Here is a 12,682-nt window from a genome sequence, read left to right on the forward strand (position 1 = left end):
TCTCCCCATCTCCCCATCTCCCCATCTCCCACACCTCCCCATCTCCCCATCTCCCCATCTCCCCATCTCCCACACCTCCCCATCTCCCCATCTCCCCATCTCCCCATCTCCCACACCTCCCCATCTCCCCATCTCCCCATCTCCCCATCTCCCACACCTCCCCATCTCCCCATCTCCCCATCTCCCCATCTCCCACACCTCCCCATCTCCCCATCTCCCTAAAACCGAGATCGACCTGAGATTCTGCGCCAGCTATTCTTTAATGACAAGGGGAACTGGATTCGATCCCAGAGACTGGGGTTATCAAAGCTAACTGGTCCTGGACCAAAGCTTGCTACCATCAATAATCCACCGATTAGTCCTAGATTCTTCAGAAATTGAATTTCTTGCATTTGATTAGAGAAATCGGTGTGAAAAATCAAGGTGGTGGGAATTAAAAATCCAATTAGCGCTAATGCTCCCCAACGAGCTTTATAGCCTAGTAATACGGATAATCCACCCCCCAAAAGTATAATGATGGTGGGAATAATCAGTACACCAGGAACCCCTTTGGATTCCATCAATTGTTGAGTATAGGTTGGGTTAAATAGTTTATCGATACCAGCTTTAATAAAAATAGCACAAAGGCATATCCGCCCTAGGAGTGGAATGTATTTTTTCATGATTTCCAGGTTTTTTGATCAGCGCTATAACGCTCTATTATAGGAAATGGAATCAAGGATGTTATAGTTCAACTGCCGTATAGTCCAGCAGTAAACATATTTGCTGACTTCCCTACTCCCTACTCCGTACTCCCGCGCAACCCATAAAGAAAGTACCTCACAGCAATTAAGAACTGCAATAGTATTGATAGTTGGGCCAACGCACCTCGACCCAACCAACCTACTCGCTCGATTACCAGTTATAAATCAGCGACTGGATAAAAATTAGTTGAAGGGAAATGGTTTCGTCTCAACTTTTGGATTACCATTATTGTTATCGAAAAAACAAATATGTTGAAAAGGAACCTGTGACCAACCAGTAAAATCTTCAGTCAGTGGTTCGGAAGAAATAATAACAGAGCGTACATCTTCATCTGCTGCAGATTCCATCTTAAAACCATCATAATCTCCAAAATTTTTGCCCTTCAATGACCAAACAGGACTCTTGAGGAGGTACAAGGCATCTTTTTCACTATCGCTTTTCAGCTCTTGTAATTCTTCATTTGTTAATTTTTGCCAGTCACCTGGTACATTTAGCTGTCGGTTATAGCCAATCCCGAGATTGGCAACTAATAAATCATTACTATCTGCCAGGAACAATTTTATAACACTGATTCCTTCACAATTGTACTCAGTTTGAACATCAAGAATAATTTTAACTGTCTTGTTGATAGCATCTATAATTTCATCAACAGACAAATCCTTGGTCGGATCATCGACCTGTGACATAATTAGAGCATAGATTACCTCAGTATCGGTACTTCCCTCTAGATTCTGGATAATTTCTGGTCTGCACTTATTTAATAAAGGGAAGCGAATCTCTTGAAACCCGTATATCCAGCCATTGTGTGCTAAAGCTAAACGGAATCCTGGAAAAATAAACGGGTGGCAATTATGCTCATGGACAACCGCTTCATAAGTGTAGTATGCTGCTCGGATGTGGGATAAAAGTAAATTAGTCTCATGACTCTCACACAAAGACTGTAAATTTCTGTCATAAAAAGGTGGTTTAGTTCCTTTATAGATGAAAGGATAATTGGCGGTGAGAGTGTCTTTTTTCCAAGTAGCAAGTCCAAACCCTGCTAACTGTACCATATGATGGTAATCTGAATCGTAACTTTGATTAACCAAAGAATTATCAGGTTCGAGGATTAACTTGGAAATTGCTAAAGGTTCTCCAATATATCCCAGTACTCTGCACATAGATACTATCCTTGATGTCATTATTTGTAGAGTTCAGGTAAAGTATATCTTATAGGTGACACTTGGTGGTGAGCAATGTTGTACTGATATCTCGCACCATTGTGATGAATCCTATCATGGACAGTGACTAGGTAAGCTATCAGCTTAAGCACTACGCGCACGCTACGCGAACAGCTTAAGCGCTACGCGCACGCTACGCGAACAGCTTAAGCGCTACGCGCACGCTACGCGAACAGCTATCAGTTTGTGAATGAAACAGGTAACCATTTTTTGATCTGAGTGAAGTCACAGGCTGGAAGCCTGTGCCACGAAGCTGACCGCTGACCGCTGACTGCACCTCAAGTAGCGTGCGCGTAGCGCATATACTTACCAACTATCTTCATTGTCGAAGCTAGGGAGATCGGGAGATGGGGAAGACTCCGTAACGGTAACTTCCTCTACCTGGGACGGTTTACTCTTTCTTTCCTTAGCCAGTTGCTCAACAGTATCACTAATCACAACCGTTAAGTTTTCCCGGGTTTGAGCATGGTTGGCTTGCTCAGTCTTTAAGGCATCAATTAAGCGATCGCGTTCTGCCATGACCGACTTAAGGGTTGCCCTTAATTCCTCAACCGTTTGCAGTTGTTCCAGATTCTGCTCAATACTCGATACCGTCTCCAGTTGATCTGATTTGAGTTGAAATCCGTCTTGTTGTAATTGTTGGAGTTGAGCCTTGAGAGTTTCGATTTGCTCTTGAGCGAGTTGGCTTTCTATACGCCGTTGCTGAGCTTCAGTATTATATAACTGACGCCAATGAGCTGCACTTTTATCCGCAGCTTGGCACTCTTTAATGCTATCTGCCAGCTGCTGCTTAAGTTCCTTGATTTGGGCTAACCATTGGGTAACTGACCCATTGTTGCTCATCAACAACTACTCCATCGGCTATAGCACTTCAAATATAATCAAATTAAATCACGGTTGAGAGTTGAGGGTTGTAAGCATGTGCGTTATGGGCATAAACTTTTGCCGTAGTGTGGCCACAAGCTGATACGCGACACGCTGATACGCGACACGCAGAAAGCTGATAGCTGATAGCTGAATGCTTACTGAGGGTTAACGGTCAACTGTCAATAAAATAGTAAAGTGTGTCGATTGAACTACTGAACACTAGTAATGGGCAAACTATAGGTAAAATTTGCAAATTAATTCATAGCAAGCCCCTGTTGAAATCAGAACCTATGCTATCTAAGCGTTTTTTTCTTTTCTTCCGTTTCTTTGGTTACCTGAATCTGGTAACCCTCAGGGAGACTTTCACCCGTGCGATGGAACGTCGCTTAATGGGTCTATCCGCTGAAATGGCATATAACGCCATGTTAGCTCTGTTTCCAGCAATTTTGGCAATTCTGACAGCTATTGGCTTGTTTGAATATTCCTTACAATTAACCTGGTACCACCACCCTCCCGAGCTGAGTGAAGTGGCACAGAATCAAGCTCTGAGAATGATGAAGGAAGTGGGTCCGGCTCAGGCACTGGAGCCGATTGAGAAATTTACCGAGCAGATTCACCTCAGCAGCAATAGCAGTCTATTTTCCCTGAGTTTTATCGTAGCAATTTGGGTATCTTCTGGAGCCTTGAGTGCAGCGATGAATGCCCTTGATCACATCCACAACATTCCCCGAGAGCAACAACGACCCTTTTGGAAAGCTAAGTTGATTTCTCTGGGCTTAACCATTGGTAGTATCATACTGCTGGTGATTGCCTCTTTTTTGGTATTTATCAGTCACTGGGTGCTAAAAACAGTCGTTGATACGAGTGGATATTCAATCTTGTTGACACTATGGAGTATGTTGACCTGGCCCGTAGCCTTGAGTATGGTGGCGGCATCCTTTGCCTTTATCTATCGCTACGGACCAAGCCGTTGGCAGCTAGGGACACCGATATTGCCAGGAGCAGTTTTAGCAGCCATTTCCTGGGCAGTGGCTTCAGGGTTGTTTCGGCACTACGTTGGTGCCAATTTCACCAATTACAACAAAGTCTATGGTACTGTAACAGCTGTGATTATCTTACAGGTTTGGCTTTACATGACTTCTCTGGTACTGTTATTAGGGGACCAGTTGAATGTGATAGTAGGAGAAGCAATACAAGCATCCCATCGGAGACCTAGACCAAGAAAATTAGCCAAGGCCAAAAAATAATCATATGAGCTGAAACACTTTTGAGAATTAAGAATTGAGAATTGAGAATGAAGAATTGAGAATTCACCATTCACCATTCTGCATTCTAGATTTTGCCTTCTACATTCTACATTCTTCATTCTACATTCTGACAAACAACCTTCAACCTATAGAAGCCCATGAGGAATGATCGCAAAACATCGACCTTAAGGCGTGTACGTCGGGTAAGCTACCTACTGGACAATGCTATTCCTATCCCTGGAACAGGTTATCGGATTGGTTTAGATCCCATCATCGGTCTGTTGCCAGGGGGGGGTGATTTTGTAGGAACTATCATTTCATCATACATTGTCGTAGAAGCAGCACGACTGGGAGTGTCTCGATCTACCTTGGTGGAGATGGTGCTAAATATCCTTCTTGAGACAGTTAGTGGTTCTATACCAGTCTTAGGGGATTTGGTGGATGCGGCGTGGAAGGCAAATGTCAAAAATGTCGAGTTGTTAGAGAAAGAACTAAATGTATCATCATCAACACCACAAAAATCCGATTGGTTGTTTCTGGTCTTACTGTTGTCAGGGTTGGCTGTAGTTTTGGTAGTTGCTGTGGGGATTAGTCTTGCGATCGCAGCCTGGGTGATCAGGACAATTACTAGCTGATCAACAATGTCTGGGGTTGCTGAATGGAAGTAAAAAGACACAAACTATGGCAGAAAAACAATTAGCGCAATTTTCCCTAGCGGATGGAACTACATTTTTGGTAGAAGTGGAAAAACCAGAAAGCCGTGGTATTGAGCGAGTCGCCCTGGGATCGGGAAAACAAGTCCTCAAGGCACGGCAGACCTTTGAAGAAGCCCTGGATCAAATCCAACCGGTTGCTTCTGCGGTGATCACCAAATTGCGTGACCTTAACCAACCTGCCGATGAAGTGGAAGTAAAATTTGGTTTGAAATTGACGGCGGATGCGGGAGCCGTCTTTGCCTCTGTGGGTGGCGAAGTGAGCTATGAAATTACCTTAAAATGGAGTAATAAGAATCAGAGCAAGTAGAGGATAAATTAAATAAATGGATTTTAATGTCCATAAAATGTCAATTATTCGGCTCTTTAATCAAGACCAAGTAGTTGGTATTGGCTTTCTGGTATCGGAACACTATGCCTTAACCTGTGCTCATGTCGTGGCAGAGGCATTGTTAATTGATAGCACCACACAGAGCTGCCCTGAGGGAGAAATAAACGTTGATTTTCCTTTACTTAATTCCAAAGATAAATTTTCGGCGAGGGTGGTTTGCTGGCATCCTGTATCTCCTTTAGAAGATTCTGAAGAAGCGATAGAAGATATTGCGGTTTTGAAACTTGATCACCTTCCTGCGTCTGCTAACGCGACTCGCCTGCTGTTATCAGAAAATCTGGCAAATAATCCATTTAAAGTATTTGGCTGTCCTAAGAAAGTTCCGTTTGGAGTTTGGGCAACTGGGGTATTATCGGAGCAAAATGCTAAACAATGGTTTCAACTGGAAACTCTAACTGGATACGGAATTGAACCAGGATTTAGTGGTTCTCCGGTTTGGGATGAAGAGTTACAGGGAGTGGTGGGGATGGTAGTTGCGGCAGACCGCAAGCGAGAGGCAAAAGTCGCGTTTATGATTTCGACACAAATTTTATTGAAAGCTTGGGTATATTTGGAGTCAATTGTTATCCGAACTAAGGAAATAGAAAAGCAAGTTAAGCCAGGTTTGTTACCTGCGAAGAGAAAGTTACTCGAACAAGAAAAAAAATATTTGGAAGAAAGAATTAATGACATACCCAATCAAATGAGATTCCTAGATCCTGCATCAAGTGACTATCAAAATCTCAAAAGAAGAAGTGAGGTATATTTTGAAAAGCTTGAGAAAATTGAAAATAAATTGTCTGGTTTTTAGGGATTTGCTAGTTGACAATAAAAAATGAATCGCAGAGACTTTCTTGAACAAGAAAAAAAAGATTTAGAAGAAAAAATTAGTGATATACCCAGTCAAATGAGATTCCTTGACCCTGCGTCAAGTGAATATCAGAATCTCAAAAGAAGAAGTGATATATATTTTTATCAACTTGAAGAAATTGAAACTCAACTTAGTTCATATCAACAATCATCATTAACTAACAATAAAAGAGGTAATATTTTTGATAAACAGCTACCAAAGATTGATTTTAGAAAGCCGAGAAATCTAATTAATCAAATTCTCGACAAATTTGCTAGTACTCGTAAGGGAGGCTCGGCTTTTTTTTTAATTGAAAATATCAAGGAAACTAAAGGAGAATTATTGGTTTATGACATTCGAGACGATCTAACCAAAGAAAGTGATGACTGGAGACATTACCCGATTAATGTGATAGCCAATAATATTGTAGATGAACAAAGTTTATTAAGGGCGATCGCAAACTTTATACCTAACTCTAATTCGGAGACTCAAACAGTTGATAATCCTCAACAGGATGCTATCAATATTATTGATAAAATCACGAATGGCTTGCAAGTTGGGAGTCTTGTTTTTTTTGAATTGAATGATTGGGATGCTCTTGGGGAAAATCAAGATTCATTATTATGCTGGTTTATGGAGTATTTTTGGATTCCTCTGACTAAAAAACAGTCTCAACTATCTCAGACTTATTCAAAGATTATAATTATCCTTTTCATGACTACTAGTTATTCTTGTTTGTCAGAAAAATGTCAATGCTTACCTCATTTCTCCCCAAAATTAAAATTTAATAAGCAAAAAATTTTAAAATTGTCTTTACCAAGAGAATGGACGCAGAAAGATATTCGTGAATGGATTGAAGATACTTATAAAGATTATTCTATTCAAAAAAGCTGGCTTGAGTCAAAGTACATCTTCAACTATTCTAAAGGAAATCCAGAAAAAACCTGTTACATGTTGAAACAAAAATTTAATAAACTTTAGTTATAGCCTATGAATCCTCCTAAATACATCTTCCAGGGCAATCCAAAACATCGACCTAAACAATGTCATCCAGATTCTCCCACAGAATTAGAACCCTATATTGCAGACAGCGAATTAATTGAAGCCGTGAATTTGGCAATTTTCCTCCAAAGACCTCTGTTAATTGAAGGAGAATCGGGATGTGGTAAAACCCGATTAGCAGTAGCAGTGGCTTATGAGTTAGGGTTGCCCTTTTATCGCTGGGATATTCGTTCAACCACGAAAGTCCAAGAGGGATTATATGAATACGATGCAATTTTGCGCTTGCATGATGTCCAAACCAAAGACTTAACCCCGTCTATTAATCCGAAAACTGGACAACCGAGAAATCCTCAAGAACCAAAAGATTACCGTGAACTAGGTTCCCTGGGAAAAGCGTTTCAATCCCACGACTATCCGGCAGTGTTGCTAATTGATGAAATTGACAAGGCTGATGTGGATTTCCCCAATGATTTACTGTCGATATTGGATAAACCTTGGAAATTTTTTATTCGGGAAACAGGAGAAACGATAGAGGCTAATCAAGAGCAACTACCAATTATCATTATTACCAGTAATAAAGAAAAAGGCAGTCTCCCCTCTCCCTTCTTACGCCGCTGTTTATATCACTATGTGCGTTTCCCTAGTCAACCAGAAGAGTTAGAGAAAATTGTCAAGGTTCACTATCAACAGAAACAGAAACCAGAGACAATGGCAATGCCCAAATCTGATTTAGTGACGACTGCGATCGCTAAATTTTTAAAGATACGACAGGATAAAAGTCTTTTTAAACGTCCGGGGACTAGTGAGTTTCTGGATTGGCTGGCTGCCTTACATCACTTTAAATCGGAACCCTATGCTGTGACTAAACTCCAGCAAGACAATACAATTCCCTATCGAGATTTAGTCTTTAAATTGCGGCAAGATTGGCAAAATCCCAATTATGCAGGTTCATGATACCAATTTCCTTTAATGAGGCTACAGATCAGATCCCCCCTAGCCCCCCTTGAAAAAGGGGGGAACTGGACTTAAAGTCCCTCTTGTTAAGGAGAACTGGAGTTAAAATCCCTCTTGTTAAGGAGAACTGGAGTTAAAGTCCCCCTGGTTAAGGGGAACTGGAGTTAAAATCCCCCTTGTTAAGGAGAACTGGAGTTAAAATCCCCCTTGTTAAGGAGAACTGGAGTTAAAGTCCCCCTTGTTAAGGAGAACTGGAGTTAAAATCCCCCTTGAAAAAGGGGGTAACTCGACTTAAAGTCCCCCTTGAAAAAGGGGGTAACTCGACTTAAAGTCCCCCTTGAAAAAGGGGGTAACTCGACTTAAAGTCCCCCTTGAAAAAGGGGGTAACTCGACTTAAAGTCCCCCTTGTTAAGGGGGATTTAGGGGGATCTTCTACGTGTTACACTGTCTTATGAAATTGGTATGAGTAACGTTAATCCCCACCCTCTGTTAACTCGCCTGTTTTACCGGTTGCGCCGGGATGGGTTTGCTTTGGGAATTAATGAATATTTAGCTGCCTTACAAGCTATTGAAGGCGGCTGGGGAGTGCAGGATGCCAATGCTCTCAAAAAACTGCTGCGATCGCTTTGGTGTCATTCCCTAGCCCAACAACAGCATTTAGACGTCGTTTTTCCTTCCATTAGGGCAGAAGAGAGCCAAGAGGAGGCAAAACCAAGGGAAATTCCCTCAGAATCACCCGAATCATCATTCTCCCCTAATAACTCCCCTCCTGTCTCCCCTAGGGAACAGGTTCCCTCAAAGGTAGACTCTCCGACTCCAGTGCCTGAATTATCCTTACTACCGGTCAAATCATCAATCAATGTATTGGAACACACAGAAGACCGGGATTTCCAAGCTTATTATCCCATTTCTCGCAGGTATATGGTTTATAGCTGGCGTTATTTGCGGCGGATGGTGGCAGATGGTAGAGAAGATGTTCTGGATGTGGAAGGGACAATTGCCAAGGTCTGCCAACAGGGATTTTTTTTAAAGCCGAAATACAGCCGAAGGGAGCAAAATCACGCTGATTTGCTCTTGTTGCTGGATCAGGAAGGCTCCATGACTCCCTTTCACCGTTTTACGCGAGATTTAGTCGAAACCGCCCAAGACGAAAGTAATATCGAACGGGTGCGGGTGGGCTATTTCCACAACGTTCCCGCAGAGTATGTTTATAAAGACCCTTATCTAACCGAAAAGGTAAAGTTTGAGTCGATTTTGGCAGAGTCTGATGGGGATACCAGTGTTTTAATTGTCAGCGATGGGGGAGCAGCTCGTGGCGATCGCCGTTCCGAAAGATTTTCAGCAACCGCTGAAGTTTTGTGGCACATTAAACAGCATACCAAGTTAATTGCCTGGTTGAATCCCGTTCCCTCTGAACGCTGGCAAGGAAGCACTGCCCAATTTATCGCTCATTTAGTACCAATGTACCCTCTGGATCCTCATGGGTTAAATCAAGCGATCGCACAGATTCGATAATATCTATGACAACTTCCTCATCTGACCAATTAACCGAAGAAATAGCCAAGCAACAAGTTGAACGGTTTGTGGCCAGGTTTGAGCCCAACTATCGCTATCTAGCTTGTCATTGCGCTTTGCCCTTGGTCTTGACTCCGGAATTGGTGAATTATATCCGAGTGCAATTTTTACTCAACGAGGAAGTGCCTTGGATAGCAGAAGCGGATTTACTGTTGTCGGAGTTGTGCCGTCCAGTTGGTTATGAATTATATGCCATGACTCCGGCGGTACGGTCTAATTTATTGGCACAATTTGAAACACCAGAATTTCAGCACAAATTTGGAACAAATCGCCTCAAATCCGTAGCCCAATTGCTGATGGACTACGTGACTTATTTAATGGGAACCCATCCCCCTAGCCGACAGGGAGAATTCCAGGCACAACAATGGGCAGCCATGGTGTATTTAGATCAACATCGCACTAAAGCAGAAGAAGAGATAGCCACAGCCCTACAAGGATTGGTTAACCGAGGAAAAAATGGACAGGCAGAATTAGCCCGATTACAGCGCCTAATTCAAGAATTTAGACCCCAGTTGAGTCAATATGACTCCTTAATGAAATTTGCTCAATCCCTCGGAATCTGGCTCAAGGGTCAAATTCCCCCTGATGCTAGTCAATCCTATGGTGTTCATGGGGTAAACCTTAGCCTTAATCATGTCACTCAGCTTGAAGGTTTCCCACCCCTGCAAACCTTTGAATGTGAGGTGGTAACCATTGAGCTGGGAGCAGGGACAGAGATATCCCCAGAGATTGAGCTAGAACCTTTTGAGTTTGAAGTCGCAACTATTGAGTTGAAACCAACAGGCTGGTTCAGAAGAAAAACAGAACTAATTATCAACCGTCATCAGCAACAAGCTTATAGTTTTATCGAAGACTTAGGGAATGGAGTTGAGTTAGAGATGGTTGGCATTCGTGAAGGGAGCTTTATCATGGGTTCCCCAGAAACAGAAGAGGGGCATAGTGACAGTGAAAGTCCCCAGCATCAAGTCACCATTAAATTCTTCTTGATGGGTAAATACCCAGTGACCCAAGCCCAATGGCAAGCCGTGGCCGCCCTACCCCAAGTCAACAGAGAACTTAAACCCAATCCATCCTATTTTAAAGGGGAAGACCGACCTGTTGAGGGAGTCTCTTGGTATGATGCGGTGGAGTTTTGTGCGCGGCTGTCTGAGTATACCAAACGCCCTTATCGCTTGCCCAGTGAAGCCGAGTGGGAGTATGCCTGTAGAGCCGGAACAACCACCCCGTTTCATTTTGGCGAGACAATTACAACGGACCTAGCTAACTATCATGGCAACTCTACTTATGGCTCTGGTTATAAAGGCAAATATGTTCAGGAAACAACCCCAGTGGGGAGTTTTGGGGTAGCCAATGACTTTGGACTCTACGATATGCATGGGAATGTGTGGGAGTGGTGTGCAGACCATTGGCACTCAAACTATAAAGGTGCGCCGACAGATGGCAGTGCCTGGGAAGATGAGTCTATAAATAATAACGATAATGATAATCTATCCCGGCTGTTGCGGGGCGGTTCTTGGCGCAGCGACCCTGGATTCTGCCGTTCTGGGTCTCGCCCCTTCTATGATCCGGTCCTCAGGCGCAGCGGCAGCAAGTTTGGTTTTCGTGTGGTGTGTGGGTGTGCGTGGACTCCGTAACCCTTTAGCCTTTTGCGCTTTTGCCCTTTGCCCTGTTTTCCCTTTTCCCTCTTCTCTGTGTAGAACTGGCATCTTGCCAGTGGCTGCGGAATAGGCTGCCTGTGTCAATGTCAATCAAGTAAGTAATAATATATCACTGGCAAGATGCCAGTTCCACAGTTAATCATATATCACTGGCAAGATGCCAGTTCTACAACTAGCTCCACTGGCAAGATGCCAGTTCCACAGTTAATCATATATTACTGGCAAGATGCCAGTTCCACAATTAATCATATATTACTGGCAAGATGCCAGTTCCACAATTAATCATATATCACTGGCAAGATGCCAGTTCCACTTGTAGAACCACTGGCAAGATGCCAGTTCCACAATTAATCATATATCACTGGCATCTTGCCAGTTCCACTTGTAGAATCACTGGCAAGATGCCAGTTCCACTTGTAGAATCACTGGTAAGATGCCAGTTCCACTTGTAGAATCACTGGCAAGATGCCAGTTCCACAATTAATCATATATCACTGGCAAGATGCCAGTTCCACAATTAATCATATATCACTGGCAAGATGCCAGTTCCACTTGTAGAATCACTGGCAAGATGCCAGTTCCACAATTAATCATATATCACTGGCAAGATGCCAGTTCGACAATGGATATGTGAAGAGAACTTAACCAAACCCAACCGAGCTTATGAAGCACCAATCAGCGGGAACAGGCTTCGAGGCTGTCTTAAGGCAACATTAATGATTATAACTAGCAAGATGCTGGCAGTAACATACTCTGTAGAAATGTAACTAATGACTACCCCCAACCCTCTATCCTCTGGGGCAAAGGCTTCCAGGCTGTCTCAACCGAATATTAATGATTATGACTGGCAAGATTATCGTTCAATGAATTATACCAGTTATACCAGTTTCAGAAAGTCTCCAAATATTAAAATTAGCAAAAGAAATCTTCCTCACTGGGAATTAGCAGGAGCAATTTACTTTGTGACTTTTAGTACTTGGCAAAAGCTAGAGTTGACCCCAGAAGCCAGACAGGTAGTTCTAGATTCCTGTTTATTCTTCAATAACCAAAGGTACAAAACCTATGCTGTTGTAATTATGCCAGATCATGTGCATTGGTTAATGCAGCCTTTACCAAAATCAGATCAGAAATATTGGACCTTAGGTAGTATTATCCACAGCATTAAAAGCTATAGTTCTAAACAAGTTGCTAAAGTAATGAATCATATCGGTATTGTTTGGCAAGACGAGCGATATGATCGCATTATGCGAGATGAAAGAGAATTTTTAGAGACATGGAACTATATCAGAGAAAATCCTGTAAAAGCTAATTTATCTGAGATTGCTGAAAGATATCCTTTCTTCTGGCAAATGGATAGTGTAGAGAAGTCTTCTGTAAAATAATCTATGGTGGAACAGGCTGGAAGCCTGTGTCAAGAACTGTGTGTGTGGTGGAACAGGCTGGAAGCCTGTGTCAAGAACTGTGTGTGTGGTGGAACAGGCT

The 12,682-nt window shown here is 42.6% G+C and carries 15 protein-coding genes and 1 pseudogene; 12 read left to right on the top strand and 4 right to left on the bottom strand.

All coding sequences use genetic code 11. The features are described from left to right. The 4 genes and pseudogenes from BJP37_RS03680 to BJP37_RS03695 form a co-directional block, all read right to left on the bottom strand. Positions 1 to 214, bottom strand: a pseudogene (locus BJP37_RS03680) (hypothetical protein); the annotation flags it as partial. 4 nt (positions 215 to 218) lie between these two features. Further along, complete coding sequence (locus tag BJP37_RS03685; RefSeq protein ID WP_075896559.1) at positions 219 to 662, bottom strand: DoxX family protein; 444 nt, start codon at positions 660 to 662, stop codon at positions 219 to 221. 264 nt (positions 663 to 926) lie between these two features. Next, positions 927 to 1,904: a class II glutamine amidotransferase gene (locus tag BJP37_RS03690; RefSeq protein WP_075896561.1), complete on the bottom strand. Its 978-nt coding sequence runs from the start codon at positions 1,902 to 1,904 to the stop codon at positions 927 to 929. 366 nt (positions 1,905 to 2,270) lie between these two features. Next, positions 2,271 to 2,807: a hypothetical protein gene (locus tag BJP37_RS03695; protein ID WP_075896563.1), complete on the bottom strand. Its 537-nt coding sequence runs from the start codon at positions 2,805 to 2,807 to the stop codon at positions 2,271 to 2,273. A 314-nt stretch (positions 2,808 to 3,121) separates the two neighbouring features. Here BJP37_RS03695 and BJP37_RS03700 point away from each other — a divergent pair, with 314 nt between their 5' ends. The 12 genes from BJP37_RS03700 to BJP37_RS03740 all read left to right on the top strand — a co-directional run bounded on the left by BJP37_RS03700 (position 3,122) and on the right by BJP37_RS03740 (position 12,582). Then, positions 3,122 to 4,078: a YihY/virulence factor BrkB family protein gene (locus tag BJP37_RS03700; protein WP_075905722.1), complete on the top strand. Its 957-nt coding sequence runs from the start codon at positions 3,122 to 3,124 to the stop codon at positions 4,076 to 4,078. Between the two features lie 158 nt (positions 4,079 to 4,236). After that, positions 4,237 to 4,713, top strand: a complete 477-nt coding sequence (locus BJP37_RS03705) for a DUF4112 domain-containing protein (protein ID WP_075896565.1) — start codon at positions 4,237 to 4,239, stop codon at positions 4,711 to 4,713. Between the two features lie 46 nt (positions 4,714 to 4,759). Continuing rightward, positions 4,760 to 5,101 (top strand): CU044_2847 family protein, encoded by a 342-nt coding sequence (locus BJP37_RS03710; protein ID WP_075896567.1) that lies wholly within the window; start codon positions 4,760 to 4,762, stop codon positions 5,099 to 5,101. Positions 5,102 to 5,117: 16 nt separating this feature from the next. Continuing rightward, positions 5,118 to 5,972: a trypsin-like peptidase domain-containing protein gene (locus BJP37_RS03715; RefSeq protein WP_075896569.1), complete on the top strand. Its 855-nt coding sequence runs from the start codon at positions 5,118 to 5,120 to the stop codon at positions 5,970 to 5,972. A gap of 24 nt (positions 5,973 to 5,996) precedes the next feature. After that, complete coding sequence (locus BJP37_RS03720) at positions 5,997 to 6,992, top strand: hypothetical protein (protein ID WP_075896571.1); 996 nt, start codon at positions 5,997 to 5,999, stop codon at positions 6,990 to 6,992. Between the two features lie 9 nt (positions 6,993 to 7,001). Further along, the gene (locus BJP37_RS03725) at positions 7,002 to 7,967 is read left to right on the top strand and encodes an AAA family ATPase (protein ID WP_075896573.1); all 966 of its coding nucleotides are present in this window, start codon (positions 7,002 to 7,004) and stop codon (positions 7,965 to 7,967) included. Between the two features lie 462 nt (positions 7,968 to 8,429). Next, positions 8,430 to 9,482 carry a VWA containing CoxE family protein gene (locus BJP37_RS03730; protein ID WP_075896575.1) on the top strand — a complete coding sequence of 351 codons (1,053 nt, stop codon included), beginning with the start codon at positions 8,430 to 8,432 and terminating at the stop codon, positions 9,480 to 9,482. A gap of 5 nt (positions 9,483 to 9,487) precedes the next feature. Then, a complete protein-coding gene (locus tag BJP37_RS03735; protein ID WP_075896577.1) occupies positions 9,488 to 11,176 on the top strand; it encodes a formylglycine-generating enzyme family protein in 1,689 nt (562 codons plus the stop codon). Between the two features lie 144 nt (positions 11,177 to 11,320). Further along, the gene (locus BJP37_RS38370) at positions 11,321 to 11,482 is read left to right on the top strand and encodes a hypothetical protein (protein ID WP_158069394.1); all 162 of its coding nucleotides are present in this window, start codon (positions 11,321 to 11,323) and stop codon (positions 11,480 to 11,482) included. After that, positions 11,464 to 11,652 (top strand): hypothetical protein, encoded by a 189-nt coding sequence (locus BJP37_RS35555; protein WP_143727457.1) that lies wholly within the window; start codon positions 11,464 to 11,466, stop codon positions 11,650 to 11,652. The genes BJP37_RS38370 and BJP37_RS35555 overlap by 19 nt, the downstream gene beginning before the upstream one ends. Positions 11,653 to 11,702: 50 nt before the next feature. Then, positions 11,703 to 11,834 (top strand): hypothetical protein, encoded by a 132-nt coding sequence (locus tag BJP37_RS43225; protein WP_269086939.1) that lies wholly within the window; start codon positions 11,703 to 11,705, stop codon positions 11,832 to 11,834. Between the two features lie 229 nt (positions 11,835 to 12,063). Further along, positions 12,064 to 12,582, top strand: coding sequence for an REP-associated tyrosine transposase (locus tag BJP37_RS03740; RefSeq protein ID WP_075905724.1), 519 nt, complete (start codon positions 12,064 to 12,066; stop codon positions 12,580 to 12,582). Positions 12,583 to 12,682: the final 100 nt, after the last annotated feature.

The organism is Moorena bouillonii PNG (genome assembly GCF_001942495.1).
Taxonomy (GTDB): domain Bacteria; phylum Cyanobacteriota; class Cyanobacteriia; order Cyanobacteriales; family Coleofasciculaceae; genus Moorena; species Moorena bouillonii.